Source organism: Blautia sp. AM23-13AC, assembly GCF_003435675.1.
GTDB lineage: Bacteria > Bacillota > Clostridia > Lachnospirales > Lachnospiraceae > Fusicatenibacter > Fusicatenibacter saccharivorans.
This window is the reverse complement of the sequence record NZ_QTUL01000003.1, coordinates 156337-179129: the sequence shown is the minus strand read 5'-3', so window position 1 is coordinate 179129 and position 22793 is coordinate 156337. Positions and strand designations below refer to the sequence as shown.

Sequence of the window (22793 nt, the reverse complement as noted above, 5' to 3'; positions counted from 1 at the left end):
GACGAGAAAGGAAGCAGCGAATGAACAGTTTGACAACGAAACAGATTCAGGAGATTATTCCACACAGACATCCGTTTCTGCTGGTGGATTACATAGAAGATTTTGAGCCGGGCGAATTCGGCATTGGGTATAAATGTGTGACGTACCGCGAGGATTTTTTTGCGGGTCATTTTCCGCAGGAGCCGGTGATGCCGGGCGTGCTGATTATCGAGGCGCTGGCGCAGGTCGGTGCGGTTGCGATTCTTTCTCTTGACGAGAATAAGGGAAAAATTGCATTTTTCGGCGGCATCAACAAGTGCCGCTTTAAGGGAAAAGTGAAACCGGGAGACAAGCTTCGTCTGGAGACGAAAATTATCCGCCACAAGGGACCGATGGGCGTCGGGGAAGCGGTTGCTTCGGTTGACGGCAAGGTGGTCGCGCAGGCGGAACTGACCTTTATGGTGGGGGCAGCACAATGATTCGAAAAGTTTTGATTGCAAACCGTGGGGAGATCGCGGTCCGGATTATCCGGGCATGCCGTGAGATGGGAATTCTCACGGTTGCTGTTTATTCGGAGGCGGACCGGGAGGCACTGCATGCGCAGCTCGCGGATGAGGCGGTGTGCATCGGGCCGGCACCGTCGAAGGACAGTTATTTAAATATGGAACGTATTTTGAGTGCGGCGCTTGTGACGGGGGCGGATGCGGTTCATCCGGGATTTGGATTCCTGTCGGAGAACAGCACGTTTGCGCGGAGATGCCAGGAGTGCCACATTACGTGGATTGGGCCGTCGCCTGAGGTGATGGACCGTCTGGGTAATAAGTCTGAGGCGCGAAATACGATGCAGGCAGCCGGTGTGCCGGTGATTCCGGGGACGAAGGAACCTGTTTTTGACTGGGAGACGGGTCTTTCTGAGGCCGACCGGATTGGTTTTCCGGTGATGATTAAGGCGGCGCTTGGAGGCGGCGGCAAGGGTATGCGCATGGCGGAGACTCGCGGGGAGTTCCAGAGTGCGTTTCAGACGGCGCAGAAGGAGGCTAAAAGTTCGTTTGCGGACGGGACGATGTATGTGGAGCGGCTGATTCGTCATCCACGTCATGTGGAGTTTCAGATTATGGCGGACTCGTTCGGGAATGTGATTCATCTGGGGGAGCGGGACTGCTCGATTCAGAGGAATCATCAGAAGATGATTGAGGAGTCGCCTTGTGTGGCGATTGATGACACGCTGCGGGAGCGGATGGGCTCGGCGGCGGTCCGGGCGGCGAAGGCGGCGCATTATGTGAATGCGGGGACGATAGAGTTTCTGCTGGAGCCGGACGGGAATTTTTATTTTATGGAGATGAATACGCGGATTCAGGTGGAGCATCCGGTGACGGAGTGGGTCACGGGGGTGGATCTGATTCAGGAACAGCTTCGGGTGGCTTCGGGGATGCCGCTGTCGGTGACGCAGGGGGAGGTCCGGCTTTCGGGGCATGCGATTGAGTGCAGGATTAATGCGGAGAATCCGGCGAAGAATTTCAGGCCTTGTCCGGGGAAGATTACGGAGATGCATCTGCCGGGCGGGTTTGGAGTACGGGTGGATACGGCGGCGTATGACGGGTATGTGATTCCGGCGTTTTATGATTCGATGCTGGCGAAGCTGATTGTGCATGGGAGGACGCGTGAGGAGGCGATTGCGCGGATGAGGAGTGCGCTGGGGGAAGTCGTCATCGAGGGAGTCGACACTAACGTTGATTATTTGTATTCTATTTTAAATGAAGAGGAGTATCTGGCCGGGAGGGCGGATATTGAGTTTGTGGAGCGGTTGACGGAGAGATTGTGAGAGACGGACGCCGCCCGGCAGTACAGCAGAGGGGGACGGCGCGGTTTCAGAGGAAAGAAACACTAAGGACTCCAGCATTTGCTAAAACCATTTTCAAAAATCCAAAACTCGCTGTCGCTCAGACAGTTAGATTTTTGAAAATAACGCAAATTCTGGAAGCCTAAGTGTTTCTATAGCAAATGCGCCGTCCCCCTCTGCTGTACTGCCGGGCGGCTGAGATCAGACACACGACTGTGAGAGTGTGGTCAGCGACACCGCAGGGCGGTGCGGCTGGGATGACAGGAGTGAGCGGTGAAGAGAGAATGAATGCCTCGATGGGTGAGGTGTGTGGTTGGAAGATTGTTATGGTGACAATAGAGTGAAAGTGTTATGACGTAAGGAGTGATGGTGGTATGATGCTGGGTAAGTATTTTAAGAAGACGGTGTTTCGGAAGGAGCACACGGCGGATGGGGTGGTGCCGGAGGCGCCGCAGGGGATTTTGAAGAAGTGTAATGCTTGTAAGGGGGCTATTTTTACGGAGGATGTGAAGAGGAATCTTTATATTTGTCCGAAGTGTGGGAATTATTTTCGGGTGCATGCGTATCGGAGGATTGAGTTTCTTCTGGATGATGGGAGTTTTGAGGAATGGGATCAGGGGATGACGGCGGGGAATCCGCTGGGGTTTCCGGGGTATGAAGAGAAGGTGAGGGCTCTGCAGGAGAGAACAGGACTTACGGAGGCTGTTGTGACTGGTAAGGGACGGATCAACGGGATGGAGACGGTGATCGGGGTCTGTGATGGCAGGTTTATGATGGCCAGTATGGGTGAGGCTGTTGGGGAGAAGATTACGCGGGCGGTGGAGAGAGCGACGAAGCTCTCGCTGCCGGTGATTTTGTTTGCGTGCTCGGGAGGGGCGCGGATGCAGGAGGGGATTGTTTCTCTGATGCAGATGGCGAAGACGTCGGCGGCGCTGAAAAGACACAGTGATGCGGGGCTTTTGTATGTGAGTGTGCTGACGGACCCGACGACGGGCGGCGTGACGGCGAGCTGGGCGATGCTGGGGGACATTATTCTGGCGGAGCCGCATGCGTTGATCGGGTTTGCGGGACCGAGGGTTATTGAGCAGACAATAGGACAGAAACTGCCGAAAGGGTTCCAGAGGGCGGAGTTTCTGGTGGAGCATGGGCTTGTGGATCGGATTCTGCCAAGAGAAGAGGCGAAAGAGGTGCTGTCGGAGATTCTGCGGATGCATGGGAAGCGTGCGGAAGGTATGGCATCGGGCGGTGGCGATTTGATGAAGAATTCTGTGCCGGAAGAAAACGGGAAGGAACTGCAGAAAGAAGAGACTGCGGCAGAAAGCGTGAAGGCGCTGGCAGAAGAAACTGAAAATACGGAAACTTCCAGGGACGGACAGGAAAAATCGCTTCGGGGAGAAAAAGAAGAGACGGAGTGGGAGAATCTGCGGAAATCGTCGGCCTGGGATTGTGTGCAGAAAGCGCGGAAAAAAGACCGGCCGGTCGGAGGGGATTATATTCGGGAGCTGTTTTCGGATTTTATTGAGTTCCACGGCGACCGGCTGTATGGCGATGATGCGGCGATCATCGGTGGTATTGCGTCGTTTGACGGCACACCGGTCACGGTCATCGCCGAGGCGAAAGGCGCGGATACGAAAGAAAACATCCGCCGCAATTTCGGCATGCCGTCCCCGGAGGGCTACCGCAAAGCCCTGCGTCTGATGAAACAGGCCGAAAAATTCCACAGGCCTGTTATCTGTCTCGTAGACACCCCAGGCGCCTTCTGCGGAATGGAAGCCGAAGAACGCGGCCAGGGCGAGGCGATTGCGCGGAACCTGTATGAAATGTCAGCGTTAAAAACGCCGGTTCTTTCTATTGTCATTTCAGAAGGCGGCAGCGGCGGTGCACTGGCACTCGCCGTGGCGGATGAAGTGTGGATGATGCAGAATGCCATCTACTCCATCCTGTCGCCGGAGGGATTTGCAAGCATCCTGTGGAAAGACGGCAAACGCGCGCCGGAGGCCGCCGAGGTGATGAAGCTGACGGCGGGGGATTTGAAGGAACTGGGAATTGTAGAAGAGATTGTGGAAGAGCCGGGGGAGTTTACGGTGGACACAATGCCAGTGGTGTGTGAAGAATTGAGAGGCAAAATTCTGAGATTCCTGGAAAAGTATGAGAAGATGGATGGGGAAGAACTGGTAGAGGAGAGGTATCGGAGATTTCGGGATATGTGAAAAGAAGATTTTGACATATTCTGAAATACATGATATTATGATATTGAAAAGAGTGCTACCGATAGACGGTTAGTCCATATTTATTGGTTTATGTAAAAATAGTCGCCAAAGTTTGCAGGACTGGGCGGCTATTTTTGTGATTTCGCAGTATCTTTGCCGAAGTTGTATCCAAGGCGAAAGCAGGTTAAGCCGAAACTTACAACTGCTATGAAGTCGATAATACTCATGGCTTAGCCCTCCTTTCCAAGGAATTCCCATATAAAGGGTTTCTATGTAATCGGAGAGTCACAGTCCCTCCGTAGAAGGACTAACCGCCTACCGTTATGGCAGCACCCGTATATTGAGTATAACAGTTTCTTGTAGTCCATTCAATAAAAATATGATTGAAATGCAGAATAAAAATATACGGATTTTAGATATACAAAATAAATAGAGGATTTGAAGGGAGGAATAACTAATTGACGTTGGCGGAATTTATGGTAAGATAAAAGGGCAGGATACAAATACCGAGGATATTCTGCGAGTTCAGACTTAGGTCTGTGAGTTGAAAAACATTTTTGGATAAGTGTTAGACAAAAAGCATTAGAAAATATTCTAGTGCTTTTTATTTTAGTATTTATGTTATACAACAATGTAAACTTTACATTATTGTATAAGTATAAAAATATAATTATTGTTGCATATTAGTAAAAAAGGTGATATAGTGAAAGGGTAAAAAGAAGAAGTTATCAGATATTGGCAGTATCGGATAACTTCTTCAAGTAGAAAACTGATTCAATTTAGAAATAAGATCTAAAAAGAATAGTAAACTACGAACATATACTATTCTATACGTTATTTTCTAATTTGTAAAGTCTTCTATAATTTTAGAGTAAAAAATACTCTAACACACAAAGGAAGAATTACAAAATCTAAAAATCTTTGTAAATTCCCAATGTGAAAATAAAAATCAAATTGATACTAAGGCAGAAATGCGATTTAAGAGGAGAGGTGGTAAAAAGGATTTTGAATAGAATTATTTGACATGTCAAAGTAGAAAACGATGAGGTATAAACTAAATATATGATCGAACAAAAGTTTGAAAATATATTGCGCTACAGGTCGGAGTCTGCTATAATGTGGTAAAAGTGAATAAAAAATCAGAACTTGACTCCGAAAAATAAACAAAATAGACAAAAGGAGAAAGTGATGAATAATACAAACGAAAATAAAACAAGTGACATTTATCTTGCACATGTGGATTTTGAAACAGGCCGTACCCAGAGCTTTCAGGAACATACAGATAATGTAACATCATATGCAAAAAGCATTTGTCCTATGGAAGAGATTCAGAAACTTGTCGAGGCGGCCGCACTTTTTCATGATGCGGGGAAACTCTCTGATGATGTGCAGAAAGATTTTCAAGATATCTTGAAAAAGGGGGATCAGGCACACCGAAACGATTTGGATCACTCAACCGCAGGTGGACGGATGCTATGGAAAATGATGCGGCAGAAAACAGCAGCAGAGCTGTTAAGTACAGTTGTGTACTCACATCATGGAATCAGCGACTGTATTGATTTTGAAAGCGGGTGTACCTTACAGGAACGCAGAGCGGAAAAAGAGTGTCAGGAAGACATTGTGAAGGAAAGATTTTTTCGGATCTTTGATAAAGAGAAAATCCAAAAAGTGTGCGAAGCAGCAGATGCACAATATGTTCAGATTAATAAAAAAATAGGAATGTTTGTGCGAAAAAGCACAAAACAAAATCGTCATTGTGGAAATGGATATTTTTATATTGGAATGTATTTCAGAGTATTGCTTTCTATGCTGCTTGACAGTGATTGGACAGATACGGAAAAATTTTTTCAGAATGAAGAATTGAAACAACGTATTTCAAAGAAAGAAATACAGAAAATATGGCAACAGAGTATACAATGTTTTGAGAACTATCTTAATCATGAAATTCGAAACAAGGCAGAAAATGGCCAGAGTCTTCAGGCAGTCCGGCAGGAGATTTCTGAGAGGTGCTATGAAGAGGCAGAAAAAGAAACGAGACTGTATCGTCTGACAGTACCAACGGGAGCTGGAAAGACATTAAGTAGTTTGCGCTTTGCACTGTATCGTGCCGAGCGGACCCAAAAACAGCATATTATTTATGTTGCCCCATTTAACAGTATTTTAAGCCAGAATGCCGATGAGATCCGGAGAGCAGTTGACGATCCGGATATCGTACTGGAACATCATTGCAATGTGATTCTTTCGGAGGGAAAGCAGGAGAAAGACTATAAAAAACTGACAGAAACATGGGATGTGCCAATTATTATGACATCAGCTGTACAGGTATTGAATGTACTTTTTTCGGGACAGAAAAGAGATATCCGCAGAATGCATACCTTATGTAACAGCGTGATCATTTTTGATGAGGTACAGGCCATTCCGAAGAAGTGTATGGAACTTTTTAACTTAGCAGTAAATTTTCTTACCAATTTTGCGGAATCGGATGTTGTATTATGTTCAGCTACCCAGCCATCCATTAAAGATTTGAAAGAGAATAATTTAAGTGAATGCATGGAGATGACGGAAATCATAGAAAAGTATGAAGAAGCCTTTCGAAGAACGGATATCGTAGATTTGACAGAAACAGAAGCGTATCCGGGCGGAATGGAAATTGAGGATCTCTGTGATTTTACGTTGCAGCAAGCTGAGACATTTCGAAATGTGCTGGTCATAGTAAATACAACCGAATGTGCAAAACAAGTATATGAAAAGATAAAAAGCGGCTGTTCAGACGAAGATCAAGTTTTTCACCTGAGCAATAAACTTTGCCCGCAAAATAAAGAGGACACGTTGGAAACGGTCCATGCGGCATTACGAAAAAATAGAGAATCCGGATATACAGGCAGAGTGATCTGCATCAGTACACCGGTTGTAGAAGCGGGTGTAAATTTTTCTTTTGGCTGTGTCATTCGATCAAAAGCGGGATTGGATCATGTGATCCAGGCCGCTGGAAGAGGAAATCGCCACAAGGAGTATCCCTGGTTTGGAAAGATTTACATTGTACAATTGACAAACGAGGCCGAAAGTCTGGAAAAGCTGCCAGAGATACAAGAAGAACAAAGAGCAGTACAAAAATTATTAGAACAATTTCGAAGTAAGCCTGAAATTTTTGAAAAAAGATTAGATTCGTCGAAAGCGATAGCGATTTATTATCAGTATTACTATCAGGTGCTGCAGGCTGATATCACGAAATTTCCGGCGAAAAATTATAAAACGACCTTGCTAGAAATGCTGGGAAAAAATTGTCCGGGAAGAAAACAATATTGGCATAAGTTTGAACAAGAGTATAAGGGGGGAATGGCACAGGCATTTGCAACGGCAGGAAAAGAATTTGAAGTTATTTCTAATGATTATAAGATTCCAGTTGTGGTTCCCTATAATGATGAGGCCAAAAAACTGATTGCAGCATTTGTCGGAGCAGATGGTGAGTATTTACCTTGGGAGGAAAAGCAGAGGATGCTGCGGGAACTGCAAAAATATACGGTTGGAATTTCAGAAGTGCAGAAGGAACGTCTTAATAATGCAATATATCAAATTAGTGATGAAGAAATACTCGCGTTGAGCGAAGGGTATTACAGCAATGAAGTTGGTGTGCTGGAAGAACCGCAGATGAACTTTGAGAACTATTAAACATATTGGAGGTGGTACAATGGAAAAACATGCGAATACCATAGAGTACGAGGTGTATGGGAACTATGCATTGTTTTCTGATCCGGTGGTGCGTGTTGGAGGCGAAAAAACAAGTTATTCAATTCCAACTTACGAGGCATTGCGAGGTATTACGGAAAGCATATTTTGGAAACCCACGATCTTTTGGGTAATTGATGAAATTCGCGTTATGAACCGGATTCAGACGGAAACAAAAGGTATTCGTCCTATTAAATACAATGGCGGAAACGAACTGGCATACTACACGTATTTAAAGGATGTGCGTTATCAGGTACGTGCTCATTTTGAATTTAATGAGCATCAGGTCAACATGGTACAGGATAGAAATGAGCGAAAATATCAGTGCATGTCAGAAAGAATGGTAAAGAGCGGAGGCCGGAGAGATATTTTTCTTGGAACAAGAGAATGTCAGGCATTTGTGGAACCGTGTGAATTTGGCAGTGGAGCAGGATATTATGATGATATGGAAAAAGATATAGATTTCGGTTTCTCTTATCACGGAATTACTTATGCGGAAGAAGCCGTTTTGTCGGAGGATCAGGGAAAAATGACGGTAAGATTCTGGGAGCATCCGACCATGACAAGGGGAGGCTACATCGTTTATCCCCGTCCGGAAGAGTGTACAATCAAACGTCATATACGAAAAATGCAGCCGAAAATATTTGAAAATATCGAGAAAGAAGAACATGAAAAAAGGGAGGTGAAAGATACGTGAACTGGGGAAGAGAAGCACTGGATTTGTACGAAAAAAATCTGAACAAGGTAGGAAAAATAGAATATCGTGGTGAATTTCCCTATACGCTGCTTCCAATATTCCACTCAACGGCAACGGCACAGATTACGGTAACCATTGATGAAGAAGGTAACTTTTTACATGGCGAACAGGTTCCTGCAAATGATAAATTTACCGTTATTCCGGTTACAGAAAAATCAGGAAGCCGAACATCTGGAAAAGAAGCCCATCCCCTGTGTGATAATTTAAGATATCTGGCGGGCGATTATCCGCTTTATGTGGCGGACGATGGAAGCTGTTTTGAAATTTATATGGAACAATTAAAAAAATGGTATGAGTCAGAATTTTGCCATGATAAAGTAAGAGCAATTTATTATTATCTGCAGAAGAAAAGTTTGATGCATGATTTGATTGAACAGAAGGTATTGAAGCAAAATGAAGATGGAACGCTGGCAGAAAAGGAAACGATTCAGGGAATTGATCAAAGTAAAGCGTTTGTGCGATTTATTGTGCGCTCTTTAAGTAATCCATTGACAGAAACAGTTGATGAATGCTGGAAAGATAAGACCTTATGGGAAAAATATCAGCAGTATCAGCGGTCTATGGAAGGGGAAAAGGGACTTTGCTATTTAAGTGGAAAAAGAGAAAGTATTTCCTATCTACAGCCAAAGAAAATCCGAAATGAAGGAGACGGCGCGAAACTGATTTCTTCAAATGATAAGGATAATTTTACGTATCGTGGTCGATTTACAACGAAAGAAGAGGCATTTGCAATTGGAAATGAAACATCCCAGAAGGTTCACAACGCATTGAAATGGATTATCCGCAGACAGGGAGGCACATATGATACCATGGTGTTTGTTACATGGGAAACAGCGGAGGATTCAGCAGGAGAATTAGAAGTTCAATGGGACTCGGATACGGAGCATATTATATCTGAATTTGATGAATGGGATACCGGACTGGAAGATCCGGAGTTTGACACCAATGCGATCGGAGCGGAGCTGTTTCAGAAGGCGATGAGTGGGTATCGCACGCTGCAGAACGAGGAAAAATGTCCCACGACCATGAAATATATGGTGTTATTAGGAGTCGATGCAGCAACACCGGGGCGCCTAGCAGTCGTGGAAGCAAAAAAAATTGAAGAAACGCGATATTTAGAGAATATCAGAAAATGGCACAAGGACTGCTGGTGGCGTCATGAAAAATGGAGAGACGGAAAAAGAATTGTTTATTATGGCATGGTTGGAGTAAAGGAGATAGCGGATCTTTTATTCGGAATAGAAAATAATGGAAGTATTACCATTGTAGATGGAAACAGCAAAAAACTTTATGCTGAGGTTGCAAAGCGTATCTTGCCATGTATTTGGGATGGGCAGAGAATACCAGCTGATTATGTGGAAAGGGCGATAAATAAGGCATCTAATCCATTGGCATATAAAGAACGGAGAAACTGGGAGCAGATTTTGCAGCTTGCGTGCTCCATGGTTAAAAAAAGAAGAAAAGAACTTTATAAGGAGGAATGGAAAATGGCGGTAGACAAAAATTGTACAGAAAGAGATTACCTGTATGGAAGATTGCTTGCTGTAGCAGATCGAATTGAATATCGGACTTTTGATATGGATAAGGACAGAAGCAGAATTACAAATGCAAAGCGATACATGAATAATTTTTCGCAGAGACCGTTTGAAACCTGGAAAGTTATTGAAGAGAATATTCAGCCGTATTTGAGCAAATTGCCAGTGCCGGAACGAAGATTTTATGAAAATCTGCTGGACGAAATCGAGGACGCATTTGAAAGTGTAAACGATTATCAGGAGAATAAACGTTTGAGCGGCTTATATTTACTTGGATTTCACAGTCAGTCCTGTGCGCTGAGAACTTACAAAACAGAGAAAACAGAGGAGGAATAAAGAAATGAGCGAATTAAAAGGAAAAATTGATTTTACATTATTTGTGAGTGCAACGAATGCAAATCCCAATGGAGATCCACTGAACGGAAACCGTCCGAGAATTAATCTGGATGGATATGGGGAAATTTCAGATGTCTGCATTAAACGAAAAATCCGAAACCGCCTGCAGGATCTGGGACAGAAAATTTTCGTGCAGTCAGATGACAGAACGGACGACTCATTCAAGAGTCTGAAGGAGCGCGCAGATGGTTGCGAGAAGCTTAAAAAACAGATGGGAAATAAGAAAGATGCGAGCAGAGATCTCTGCGCACAGATTGCATGCAGGGAGTGGATCGATGTGAGAGCATTTGGACAGGTTTTTGCATTTAAAGGAATTCCAGTATCCTTTGGCGTACGCGGTCCGGTGTCGATTCATCAGGCAGTAAGTCTGTCTCCGATTGATATCATGAGTATGCAAATCACCAAGAGCGTAAACAGCGAGGCCGGAAAAGAAGGAAAGGCATCTGATACGATGGGAACGAAACATAGAGTTGGGTTTGCTGTATACAAGGTGATGGGAAGTGTCAATGTGCAGCTCGCGGAAAAGACGGGCTTTACCCAGAAGGATGCTGAGATACTGAAAGAAGCACTCATGACATTGTTTGAAAATGATGCATCGTCAGCACGTCCGGAAGGAAGTATGGAGGTATGCCGGATGTACTGGTGGCAGCACGAGGAAAAAACACCGGCTATTTCGAGTGGAAAGATCCAGAGAGGATTTGACTGGAATAAAGATTTAGATCATCCGAGAAGCTTTAAGGATTATGATATTACCTGGAATGTAGAAGGATGCAGAGAACCGGAGATTTTTGATTTTGTCTAAAGATACGGTCGTTTTCCGTGAGGGGTGAATTGGAATGTATGATGAGGATGATTATCTGCAGTTGTCAGGAATTCAACATTTTGCATTCTGCCGGCGCCAATGGGCACTTGCATATATCGAGATGCAGTGGCAGGAGAATGTCCGCACGGTAGAGGGAAAGATTCTTCATGAAAATGCACATAATCCGGGTCTCAAAGAAAAAAGAGGAGATCTGCTGATTGTGCGTGCGATGCCGGTTCACTCCTGCGAAATGGGAGTGAGCGGCGAGTGCGATGTGGTGGAATTTCATCGGGTGAAAGAGGGGATTTCACTGCATGGAAAAGAAGGATTTTATCGTGTAGTGCCAATAGAATATAAGCGGGGAAAACCAAAAGAAGGAGAAGAGGATATCCTGCAGTTGGCAGCGCAGGCGTTTTGTCTGGAAGAAATGCTGTGTTGTGAAATCGAGTATGGATATCTTTATTACGGTGAAGTCCGCAGACGCCATAAGGTAGAATTTGATAATGCAATCCGGGAAAAAGTGAAGCAGATATTTGCAGAAATGCATAAGTATTATGAACAACAGTATACACCGAAAGTAAAAATAAGCAGGAAATGTAATGCATGTTCCTTGAAAGATATTTGTCTGCCGGTTTTAAATAAGAATAAATTGGTTGCGGAATACATTACCAAGAGAATGCAGGAAGAGGAAAATCTATGAAAAGATTGCTGAATACCTTGTATATTACTTCTGGAAATCGTTATCTTTCACTTGATGGGGAAAATGTCGTAGTAATGGAGGATAAAAAGGAAATAGGAAGAATCCCTTTACATAATTTACAGGCGATCGTGACCTTTGGCTATACAGGAGCGAGTCCGGCATTAATGGGGGCGTGCGCGCAAAGAGACATTGAATTATCCTTTATGTCCGGAAATGGCCGTTTTCTGGCGAGAGTCAGCGGAGAAGAAAAGGGAAATGTGACACTGCGAAAAACACAATACCGCATCAGCGAGAAAAAAGAAGAAAGCGTCAAAATAGCAAACAATTTTATTCTTGGCAAAGTCTATAATGCCAGGTGGGTGCTCGAGAGAGCCGCCAGAGATTACAGTATGCGGCTGGATGCAGAATTGCTTAAGAAAAAATCAGCTTTTCTGGGGCAGAGTATGAATAAAATCAGACAATGTGAAGATGCGGGAACACTTTTAGGACTGGAAGGAGAAGCTGCATCGGTATATTTTTCCACTTTTGATGAACTTATTCTGCAGCAGAAAGAGGATTTTTATTTTCATGGAAGAAATAAGAGACCACCGTTAGATAATGTGAATGCGATGCTTTCGTTTGGATATTCTTTACTGGCAGGAATGTGCGGCGGGGCGCTGGAAGCAGTGGGCCTGGATCCATATGTTGGATTTTTCCACACAGATCGTCCGGGACGAATGTCATTGGCGCTGGATCTGATGGAAGAATTTCGTAGCGTTATAGTAGATCGGTTTGTTCTGACACTTATCAACAAGAGGATTATGAAGCCAGAATATTTTTTAACTAAGGAAAACGGTGCCGTTATTATGACGGAGGAGGGACGAAAAGCCTTTCTTAGTGCATGGCAGGGAAAAAAACAGGAGATGATTACGCATCCATTTTTAGGCGAAAAGATCGAGTGGGGAATGGTTCCATATGCACAGAGCATGCTGCTGGCACGTTTCCTGCGAGGGGATCTGGATGAATATCCGCCATTTTTGTGGAAGTAGGTGATTTTTAATGCTGGTGCTGATCACATATGATGTAAATACACAAACCGTAGCAGGCAGAACGCGATTGCGCAAGGTAGCAAAAGAATGTACCAATTACGGCCAGCGAGTCCAAAATTCTGTCTTCGAGTGCCAGATGGATGCGGCTAAGTGCCGACAGGTAAAAGATATACTAGAAAAAATCATAGATAAAGAGACCGATAGTTTGCGGTTTTACTATTTGGGTGAAAAGTACAAAAACAAAGTAGAACATGTTGGTGCAAAAGCGGGATTTGACGTGATGGACACACTGATTCTGTAGTGCGAATGCTAAGTGCACAGAAAAAAGCAGGAAGATTCGCACTTGAAATTTAAAGGATTTTTGCTGAAAAGATAGAATTTGGGGGAGGAGGGAGAGGAAATGAGGAAGAAAATATAGAGATATTGAATAAGCATAGCCGCGATTTAGAAGAAAAATTTGTCTAAATTTGCAGTCGCCCTCCGTGAGGGCGTGAGTTGAAATCGTAAAAAAATATCAAATCAATGAGATGGGAGAGAGTCGCCCTCCGTGAGGGCGTGAGTTGAAATCGCTGGATGTCATGTTATTAAGCGTCCAGAACACGTCGCCCTCCGTGAGGGCGTGAGTTGAAATCTGCTGTTCTGCGGAATGGGGGTTACGCTCTGGGGTCGCCCTCCGTGAGGGCGTGAGTTGAAATGGGATGATGCAATGAAAAACTACAAAGCACTTAATGTCGCCCTCCGTGAGGGCGTGAGTTGAAATTTTCTGGCTAAATATCTTGAGATGCACAGAAATAGTCGCCCTCCGTGAGGGCGTGAGTTGAAATTGAGATCGGAACATCCATGCAGAGCCAGGAAGGAAGGTCGCCCTCCGTGAGGGCGTGAGTTGAAATGTTGTCCTCGTATGTATTAATCAGGGTAAGGGCGGTCGCCCTCCGTGAGGGCGTGAGTTGAAATGCTTGTCTGCTCGCATCTATGAATTGCCTTGTTGTCGCCCTCCGTGAGGGCGTGAGTTGAAATGCACACGATGCACGAATTTTATGCATCACATGCGTCGCCCTCCGTGAGGGCGTGAGTTGAAATAAATTCTCCGCCGTATCGTTTCCGGTTCACTTTCGTCGCCCTCCGTGAGGGCGTGAGTTGAAATCTGTATACTTTTCGCTTACCTTCAATGTGATCGGTCGCCCTCCGTGAGGGCGTGAGTTGAAATATCACGTCCCTCTGCGGGAGTCCTATCCGATAGCGAGTCGCCCTCCGTGAGGGCGTGAGTTGAAATAAGGTGACTACAAAGAAAGAGATGTTAGACACATTGTCGCCCTCCGTGAGGGCGTGAGTTGAAATCTGGCAGGAGGAACAACGGTATATCTTTCCTGCGGTCGCCCTCCGTGAGGGCGTGAGTTGAAATGTCTCGTCCGATACGCTTCCATGAAGGATCTGATTGTCGCCCTCCGTGAGGGCGTGAGTTGAAATGATAGCCAGGATGCACCGGAGCCCGAAGCGGATCCGTCGCCCTCCGTGAGGGCGTGAGTTGAAATAAATCAGAAAATCCAAACTATGAAGATCTGAGTGCGTCGCCCTCCGTGAGGGCGTGAGTTGAAATTTCAAAATTGTATTCTTCTACAACATCTAACCCGTCGCCCTCCGTGAGGGCGTGAGTTGAAATCATCTTCCACAGCTCAATGTTGACCTCCTTCATGTCGCCCTCCGTGAGGGCGTGAGTTGAAATGAACAATCCGCGCAGATGCGGCTGTGCATTCATGTCGCCCTCCGTGAGGGCGTGAGTTGAAATGAAAAACACGGATATGAGGTAGAAAAACCGGCTGCGTCGCCCTCCGTGAGGGCGTGAGTTGAAATGATGTCATCAGCAACGGAAAACCAACCGTAACACCGTCGCCCTCCGTGAGGGCGTGAGTTGAAATTTTTCCGTGCGAAAAGAAAATTCGGTTGCATTGCAGTCGCCCTCCGTGAGGGCGTGAGTTGAAATCTTTCCACTTACGTTCCACGATGCGGGAAAGGATCGTCGCCCTCCGTGAGGGCGTGAGTTGAAATATGGAAGAATTGGGACACAGTCAAAGAAAAATGTGTCGCCCTCCGTGAGGGCGTGAGTTGAAATAGCAATTGCTACTTTGGTGGCTGGCGGAGTGCGTCGCCCTCCGTGAGGGCGTGAGTTGAAATGTGAATTTCCCAACATGCATGATATCCATACTGGTCGCCCTCCGTGAGGGCGTGAGTTGAAATAGGAGTACGACGCGGACCTGATCATCTGCGATGGTCGCCCTCCGTGAGGGCGTGAGTTGAAATGCAACTTCTACAGCATCGGTGGAAACTCTGGCCGAGGTCGCCCTCCGTGAGGGCGTGAGTTGAAATATCCTAGGATATATGGTAGGAATACAGCAAGAACGTGTCGCCCTCCGTGAGGGCGTGAGTCGAAATGGTCATAGAGTGCAACGATGATGTTGCCGAGCTACGTCGCCCTCCGTGAGGGCGTGAGTTGAAATGATAGTCAATCGACCACCTTTTGATAGTTTTAAAGTCACCCTCCGTGAGGGCGTGAGTTGAAATATCGCTTGGTGCGCAAAAAAAAATAACCAATGGAGTCGCCCTCCGTGAGGGCGTGAGTTGACATAAGAGACCGGAGAGCCAGTGGCGGCAGGTTGATGGTCGCCCTCCGTGAGGGCGTGAGTTGAAATGATGCGTCCCCACAAACCGGCCCGATTCCTTTGTCGCCCTCCGTGAGTTGAATCTTCAAACATTGGCGGAATTATTTAGAGTATGATGTATCACACTTCGTGAGTTGAAATAACAGCAGTTATTCTGCAAGCAGAGGAGCGTTCTCTAAGGAGTGAAATGTGTTTGACATGAAAGTTAAATAATGTTAATCTATAACTAGCGTAAGCGACAACTAACCGCTCATGTATTCGCAAGAACCATGAGCGGCTATTTTTCTATTTTAATATTCGGTGAGAAAGGAGGAAAATTGTGAAGAGTCCATTTAAAATATTTTGGATCGTACTCGGCTTTCTGTGCCTGGGATTTGGCACCATCGGCATTGTGCTTCCGATTCTGCCGACAGTTCCATTCTATATGGCGACCCTGTTCTGCTTTGCGAAAAGTTCGGAACGGCTGCACAGCTGGTTTATTGGAACTCAATTATATAAGAAGCATCTCGACAGCTTCGTACAGTATCGGGCGATGACGGTAGGAACGAAATGTAAAATTATCGGGATGGTAACGGTTGTGATGGCGATCGGCTTTTTTGCTATGAAGAATGTGCCGATTGGAAGAATCTGTATTGCTGTGGTATGGATGTGCCATATTTTGTATTTCTTCCTGCGGGTCAAAACCGTAAAAACAGAAGATCATATCCTAGGAGAAACAAAATGAACAAAGTAGAAAAAAAGCGGCAGAAAGAACAGTACGTCGTGGAAGAGATGATCCGCCTGTACTGCCGGAAGAACCATGGAAAAGAGGGGCATGCATCCGGCGGAATGTGTCCGGAATGTCAGAAATTAGCGGACTATGCAAAACAGCGGAGCCAGAAATGTCCCTTCATGGAACAGAAAACATTCTGCGCAAACTGCAAAGTACACTGCTACAAGCCGGAAATGCGGGAAAAGATCCGCGCCGTTATGCGGTTTTCGGGACCGAGGATGCTGCTGTATCATCCGATTTTAGCTATCTGGCATTTGATTTGCAGCATGAGAGAGAAGCGAAAAGCAAAAGCATAAAAGAGAGGTACTTATGATTAAAACAAGACTGGTGGGGCTGCTGTCCCACGCGAAAAAGTATATCGTGTACACGATTCTGTGGCAGTGGGCGGCGCTTCTGTCGCAGGTGATCGCGGTATTTACGATTGCCGATCTGCTGGAGCGGGTTGTGTATGGCGCGGTAACGGCGACGGCTGTGAAACGGACGGTTTTTATGCTGGCAATTGTTGTTGTGATCCGCTTTTTCTGCGAGCGGATGGGTGCGAGGTCTTCGTATCTTGCGTGTGTGGATGTGAAACGGATTCTGCGTGAAAAAATTTATGAGAAAATGCTGAAACTGGGGGCATCCTACAGCGAACAGGTATCATCCTCGGAGGTCGTACAGGTATCCACGGAAGGCGTGGAGCAGCTCGAAACCTATTTTGGAAAGTATCTTCCGCAGCTGTTCTACAGCCTGATTGCGCCGCTCACGCTGTTCGCCATCCTCTGCCGGGTGAGCATGAAAGCGAGCGTGATTCTTCTGATCTGTGTGCCGCTGATCCCGATTTCGATTGTGGTTGTGCAGAAGATTGCGAAGAAGCTGCTGAACAAATATTGGAGTATTTACACAGGGCTCGGCGATTCGTTCCTTGAAAATCTGCAAGGCCTGACGACCTTAAAAATCTATCAGGCCGACCAGCAGAAAGCCGACGAGATGGATGTGGAATCCCAGAACTTCCGCCGGATCACGATGAAAGTTCTGACGATGCAGCTCAACTCAACGAGCGTGATGGACATCGTAGCATACGGCGGCGCGGCGGTTGGCATGGCGGTGGCGGTATCGGAATTTCTGAAAGGAAACCTCACCGTGTCCGGCACACTCTGCATTGTACTGCTGGCGAGTGAGTTTTTCCTGCCGCTGCGTCTGCTCGGATCGTTCTTCCACATCGCGATGAACGGCATGGCGGCGAGTGACAAGATTTTCAAAATTCTTGATCTGCCGGAGCCGCAGGCGGGAGAACGGACGCTGCCGGACGGACCGCTGGATGTCGTGTTGGAGGATGTGCATTTTTCCTATGAAGAAGACCGGGAAATTCTGAAGGGCATCGACCTTACACTCCCGGCGGGCAGTTTTGTATCGCTGGTCGGCGAATCCGGCTGCGGAAAGAGTACGATTGCGGGTATCCTTGCGGCAAAGAACCGTGGATATACAGGGCGCATCACCCTGGGCGGTGTGCCGCTCTCGGAAGTCGCTGAGACGGATCTGATGAAGCACGTTGTTCTGGTCCGCCACAACAGTTACTTATTTAAAGGAACTGTAGAAGAGAACCTGCGCATGGCGAAACCGGATGCGACGAAGGAGGAGATGGAGGCGGTTCTGCAGAAAGTCAATCTGCTGGGATTCCTACAGACACAGAACGGACTGCAGACAGAGCTTCTCGAAAAAGCAGGAAACCTCTCCGGCGGCCAGTGCCAGCGTCTTGTGATTGCGCGGGCGCTGCTTCGGAGCGACAGTGCGGTGTATATCTTTGATGAAGCCGCATCGAATATTGATGTCGAGAGTGAAGAGCTGATCATGAATGTGATTCATGAACTCGCAAAGACGAAAACGGTATTGCTGATTTCCCACCGCCTTGCGAACGTCGTACAGTCAGATCAGATTTATTTCCTGAAAAACGGTACCATCTGCGAGCGTGGAACGCATGCGGAACTGATGGAACAGAACGGCGCATACCGTCATCTGTACGACAGCCAGATGGTACTGGAAAACTATGGAAAGGAGGGGAATGCATGATGAACGAGAAGAAAAATACAGCAAAACGCAGAAGCGCCCTCCGGATTATGGGAAGCCTGATCGGGCTGGTGAAGCCATTGCTTCATATTATGATGGCGGCAATTATTCTTGGAACAATGGGATATTTATGTGCGATCTTCCTGACGATTCTGGCAGGACAGGTCATCGTGCATGGCTTACTGACGGGCGCGGCAGGGACGAGCCTTTCGGTGCAAAACATGTGGCTTGTACATACCCCGGTAAAAACGATACTCACGGTGATGATCGTGATCGCGGTGCTGCGCGGCATTCTGCATTATGCGGAGCAGTACTGCAACCACTTTATTGCTTTTAAACTGCTGGCGATCATCCGCCATAAAGTGTTTGCAGCTTTGCGGAAGCTCTGCCCGGCGAAGCTGGAAGGACGGGACAAAGGAAATCTGATTTCGATTATCACAACCGATATCGAACTTCTGGAAGTATTCTATGCGCATACGATTTCCCCGATTGCGATTGCAGCATTAACTTCTCTGATTATGGTATGCTTCATTGGAAGATACCATGTTCTGGCAGGGCTGCTTGCACTTGCGGCGTATCTGACGGTCGGCGTTGTGATCCCGATGTGGAACGGAAAGCGCGGAAGCCAGAAAGGAATGGAGTTCCGGACAGGCTTTGGCGAGCTGAACAGCTTCGTGCTGGATTCCCTGCGTGGCCTCGACGAGACGATTCAGTACGGACAGGGCGAAAAACGGAAAGAGCAGATGTCAGGGCGGTCGAAAGAACTGGCTTCTGTGCAGGAAAACTTAAGCCGCATGGAAGGCTCCCAGCGGTCTGTCACCAACATGGTGATTCTTCTGGCATCGTTCGGCATGCTGGCACTGACGATCTATCTTTACACGAAAGGCGGGATCGGATTTGAGGGAGTCCTGACCTGCACAGTCGCGATGATGGGTTCCTTCGGCCCGGTCGTGGCGCTGTCCAGCCTGTCGAATAACCTGAATCAGACGCTGGCAAGCGGCGAGCGTGTGCTTTCCCTTCTCGAGGAAGCGCCGCTGGTGGAGGAAATTCCGGGAGATGCGGCATCCGGCGGTGACCACGCATTTGCAGGAGCCGAGGCGCAGAATGTAACGTTTGCCTACGAAGACGAGACGATTCTGGATCAGTATTCGCTGAAACTGGAACCGGGAAAAATCACCGGCATCCACGGCGCGAGCGGTTCCGGAAAATCGACGATCTTAAAACTTCTGATGCGCTTCTGGGATGTCCAGACGGGGCGCGTTTCCGTGGACGGAGCCGATGTCCGCAAAATCCCGACAAAGCATCTGCGCGATATGGAAAGCTATGTGACGCAGGAGACACACCTGTTCCACGATTCGATTGCGAACAATATCGCTATTGCAAAACCCGGCGCGAAGCGGGAAGAAATTATGGAGGCGGCGAAGAAGGCGTCCATACATGATTTCATCATGACACTGCCAAATGGCTACGACACCGAAGTCGGAGAACTCGGCGATACGCTGTCCGGCGGAGAAAAACAGCGGATCGGTATCGCGCGGGCATTCCTGCATGACGCATCCATGATCCTGCTGGACGAGCCGACATCGAATCTTGATTCCTTAAATGAAGGAATTATTCTGAAATCCCTGAAAGAATCGGCAGAAGAGAAAACCATTGTGCTCGTATCGCACAGAGTGTCCACGATGAACGTCGCGGATGTGGTATATGAAATGGAAAATGGCCGGATTTCCTGATTTTACAGCACTTGACAGAGAAAAGACGATGTGCTACACTAACAGTCGTTAAAGAAAAGACAATTAAATATCGATGTGTAAGGTGTCGGACATACGTGTCCGGTGAAAAGGGAAGCAGGTGTGAATCCTGCACGAACTCGTCACCGTATTTTGCAAGCAGGGGAATGATCCACTGGGAAACCGGGAAGGAGACCGATGCGCTGGAGTCAAATCCTGAAGCAATGAGCCGGGAGACCTGCCTTTCGCAGTACAGGAACGTTACGTTCGTGCCACGAGGAACTGGCAGTACAAAACAGGAAAGCGGACATTTGCCCCACAGCGGGTGAGATGGTTTTCTTTGTGATGAAAATACTGGAAGCCCCTCGTTGAAAAACGAAAGGGCTTCTTTCTATTTACGCGGGCAACGAGCCAAAGTCCGTGCTTGCACGAGACCTTAGCGACTGCCGCGATAACTTGAGAAACTCGCGGAGCGTGTTTCTCATAGTTTGAAATGTAAAACGTCCCCGATATTGGTTGTTGCAAAGATACCAGCAAATGGGAGGAAAACAAAAATGAAAAAGAAACTTGTAGTCGCTTTAATTTCAGCAGCTATGGTAACATCTATGCTCGGCGCATGCGGAAGCAGCAACGCATCCAGCAGCAGCGCAAGCAGCACAGCAACAAGCAGCGTAAGTGCATCTTCCGCATCTGAGGAAGACACCACAGCAGCAAGCAGCAGCGTAAGCGCATCTTCTGCATCTGAAGAGGTATCCGCAGATGCAGACCAGGAGGCAGCAGATAAAGTGGCAGCTTTGATTGACGCAATTTATGTACAGGAAAGAAATGATAACACCGACGAGCAGTGCAAAGAAGCAAAAGAGGCATGGGATGCCCTGACAGACGCACAGAAAGAACTCGTAGAAGGTGAGAACGCAGATCCGGATTACTTCGGAAGAGACACAGGGGATGCTTCCAAGGATGATCCGTTAAACGGAGACGAGATCGGCGAGAATGAGCTTCTGGTTGTAAGCTTTGGTACTTCCTTCAACGACAGCCGTGCTGAGGATATCGGAGGCGTTGAGAAAGCTCTGCAGGCTGCATATCCGGACTGGTCCGTAAGACGTGCCTTCACTGCACAGATCATCATCAACCATGTACAGGCCCGCGATGACGAGAAGATCGACAACGTAGATCAGGCACTGGAAAGAGCTGTAAGCAATGGCGTGAAAAAACTGATTATTCAGCCGACTCATCTGATGCACGGCGCAGAGTACGACGAGCTGAAAGAAGCAGTAGATAGCTATAAAGATAAATTTGAGTCCGTAACCATCGCAGAGCCGCTGCTTGGCGAGGTTGGAAGTGACGCTACCGTAATCAACGAGGACAAACAGGCCGTTGCAGAAGCAATCACGGCACAGGCAGTAAAATCTGCAAATTATGACAGTCTGGATGCAGCAGCAGAGGACGGCACTGCTTTCGTATTTATGGGACATGGTACTTCCCACACTGCAAATGTAACCTACAGCCAGATGCAGACACAGATGGATACTCTTGGATACAAAAACGTATTCATCGGAACCGTTGAGGGCAAGCCGGAAGAGACCGCTTGCGAGAACGTGATCGAGGCAGTAAAAGCAGCCGGATACAAGAAAGTAATTCTTCGGCCGCTGATGGTTGTTGCAGGTGACCACGCAAACAACGATATGGCAGGCGAGGATGAGGATTCCTGGAAGAGCCAGTTTGAGGCATCCGGTGCATTCGACGAGATCGACACTCAGATCGAAGGTCTTGGAAGAATTGATGCTGTTGAGCAGCTGTATGTACAGCATACCAAGGCAGCTATGGACGGCAACGGCGTTCAGGACGATGCTGAATAATTAGGGGTTGCATTCCGAACGTAAAATAGAGTAAAATAAGATCCGGCAGTACGGCTGAAGAGACTCAGTGTGCTGTCGGATTTTAAGTTGAGCGGATGAAAAAGATCCGCTTCAAGGTGATACAAGGAGGAATTTTATTATGAGAAAAAAATTGGCAGTTCTTTTTCTTGGAGCAGCACTGACTGTATCCATGCTCGGCGCATGTGGCGGAAAGGATGCAGCGTCATCTTCTGCATCTGCAGTATCTGCGTCTTCTGCGGCAGACGCATCTTCCGCTTCTGTACAGGATGCATCTAAGGCAGAGAGCAGTACATCCACATCAGATGTTTCAGCAGAAAGCGCATCGGCAGCGGAGACTGCAGGAGAAAGCAGCGCATCAGAGCTGGAAGACGGTACGTATACGGCAGACTTCAATACAGACAGCAATATGTTCCATGTCAATGAAGCAAAAGAAGGAAAGGGTGTCCTGACGGTAAAAGACGGAAAAATGACCATCCACGTCAGCCTGGTATCCAAAAACATTGTCAATGTCTTTGTGGGAACAAAAGAAGAAGCACAGGCAGACGGCGCAGAGCTGATCGAGCCGACCACAGATGAGGTAACGTATTCTGACGGAACCACAGATGAAGTGTACGGCTTTGATATCCCGGTAGAAAAACTGGACGAGGATTTCAATGTTGCGATCATTGGTAAAAAAGGAACCTGGTATGATCATGTAGTCAGCGTATCCAATCCGGTACCGCAGGAGTAATCCCG

At 47.0% G+C, this 22793-nt stretch carries 16 protein-coding genes, 1 CRISPR repeat array and 1 riboswitch; all 16 genes read left to right on the top strand.

Annotation, left to right across the window (positions count from 1 at the left end; all coding sequences use genetic code 11):
- Positions 1 to 20 precede the first annotated feature (20 nt).
- The 16 genes from fabZ to DW642_RS05465 all read left to right on the top strand — a co-directional run bounded on the left by fabZ (position 21) and on the right by DW642_RS05465 (position 22788).
- Entirely contained in the window at positions 21 to 458 is a 438-nt protein-coding gene (fabZ, locus tag DW642_RS05540) for a 3-hydroxyacyl-ACP dehydratase FabZ (RefSeq protein ID WP_022462591.1), read from the top strand.
- Positions 455 to 1801, top strand: coding sequence for an acetyl-CoA carboxylase biotin carboxylase subunit (locus DW642_RS05535; protein WP_117509541.1), 1347 nt, complete (start codon positions 455 to 457; stop codon positions 1799 to 1801). Before fabZ ends, DW642_RS05535 begins: the two co-directional genes overlap by 4 nt.
- Positions 1802 to 2193: 392 nt before the next feature.
- Positions 2194 to 4029, top strand: coding sequence for an acetyl-CoA carboxylase carboxyltransferase subunit alpha (locus DW642_RS05530; RefSeq protein ID WP_117509540.1), 1836 nt, complete (start codon positions 2194 to 2196; stop codon positions 4027 to 4029).
- A 1146-nt stretch (positions 4030 to 5175) separates the two neighbouring features.
- Positions 5176 to 7698: a CRISPR-associated helicase Cas3' gene (cas3, locus tag DW642_RS05525; protein ID WP_147326101.1), complete on the top strand. Its 2523-nt coding sequence runs from the start codon at positions 5176 to 5178 to the stop codon at positions 7696 to 7698.
- 19 nt (positions 7699 to 7717) lie between these two features.
- Positions 7718 to 8452: a type I-C CRISPR-associated protein Cas5c gene (cas5c, locus tag DW642_RS05520; RefSeq protein ID WP_117509538.1), complete on the top strand. Its 735-nt coding sequence runs from the start codon at positions 7718 to 7720 to the stop codon at positions 8450 to 8452.
- Positions 8449 to 10383 (top strand): type I-C CRISPR-associated protein Cas8c/Csd1, encoded by a 1935-nt coding sequence (cas8c, locus tag DW642_RS05515; RefSeq protein WP_117509537.1) that lies wholly within the window; start codon positions 8449 to 8451, stop codon positions 10381 to 10383. The genes cas5c and cas8c overlap by 4 nt, the downstream gene beginning before the upstream one ends.
- A 4-nt stretch (positions 10384 to 10387) precedes the next feature.
- Positions 10388 to 11245, top strand: a complete 858-nt coding sequence (cas7c, locus tag DW642_RS05510) for a type I-C CRISPR-associated protein Cas7/Csd2 (RefSeq protein ID WP_117509536.1) — start codon at positions 10388 to 10390, stop codon at positions 11243 to 11245.
- 34 nt (positions 11246 to 11279) lie between these two features.
- A complete protein-coding gene (gene cas4, locus DW642_RS05505; protein ID WP_055264944.1) occupies positions 11280 to 11945 on the top strand; it encodes a CRISPR-associated protein Cas4 in 666 nt (221 codons plus the stop codon).
- Positions 11942 to 12973 carry a type I-C CRISPR-associated endonuclease Cas1c gene (gene cas1c / locus DW642_RS05500; protein WP_117509534.1) on the top strand — a complete coding sequence of 344 codons (1032 nt, stop codon included), beginning with the start codon at positions 11942 to 11944 and terminating at the stop codon, positions 12971 to 12973. Before cas4 ends, cas1c begins: the two co-directional genes overlap by 4 nt.
- Positions 12974 to 12983: 10 nt before the next feature.
- The gene (gene cas2, locus DW642_RS05495) at positions 12984 to 13274 is read left to right on the top strand and encodes a CRISPR-associated endonuclease Cas2 (RefSeq protein WP_117509533.1); all 291 of its coding nucleotides are present in this window, start codon (positions 12984 to 12986) and stop codon (positions 13272 to 13274) included.
- Positions 13275 to 13445: 171 nt separating this feature from the next.
- Positions 13446 to 15660: direct repeats of the CRISPR family, unit length 30 nt; unit sequence GTCGCCCTCCGTGAGGGCGTGAGTTGAAAT.
- A 289-nt stretch (positions 15661 to 15949) separates the two neighbouring features.
- Entirely contained in the window at positions 15950 to 16354 is a 405-nt protein-coding gene (locus DW642_RS05490) for a YbaN family protein (protein ID WP_117509532.1), read from the top strand.
- A complete protein-coding gene (locus DW642_RS05485) occupies positions 16351 to 16698 on the top strand; it encodes a nitrous oxide-stimulated promoter family protein (protein ID WP_022462170.1) in 348 nt (115 codons plus the stop codon). Before DW642_RS05490 ends, DW642_RS05485 begins: the two co-directional genes overlap by 4 nt.
- 13 nt (positions 16699 to 16711) lie before the next feature.
- Positions 16712 to 18451, top strand: a complete 1740-nt coding sequence (locus tag DW642_RS05480) for an ABC transporter ATP-binding protein/permease (protein ID WP_117509531.1) — start codon at positions 16712 to 16714, stop codon at positions 18449 to 18451.
- Positions 18451 to 20181 (top strand): amino acid ABC transporter ATP-binding/permease protein, encoded by a 1731-nt coding sequence (locus DW642_RS05475; protein WP_117509612.1) that lies wholly within the window; start codon positions 18451 to 18453, stop codon positions 20179 to 20181. The genes DW642_RS05480 and DW642_RS05475 overlap by 1 nt, the downstream gene beginning before the upstream one ends.
- A 63-nt stretch (positions 20182 to 20244) precedes the next feature.
- Positions 20245 to 20438: riboswitch (cobalamin riboswitch) on the top strand.
- Between the two features lie 294 nt (positions 20439 to 20732).
- Positions 20733 to 22037 (top strand): sirohydrochlorin cobaltochelatase, encoded by a 1305-nt coding sequence (locus DW642_RS05470; RefSeq protein WP_117509530.1) that lies wholly within the window; start codon positions 20733 to 20735, stop codon positions 22035 to 22037.
- A gap of 139 nt (positions 22038 to 22176) precedes the next feature.
- Entirely contained in the window at positions 22177 to 22788 is a 612-nt protein-coding gene (locus tag DW642_RS05465; protein WP_022462174.1) for a hypothetical protein, read from the top strand.
- The last annotated feature ends 5 nt before the right edge of the window (positions 22789 to 22793 follow it).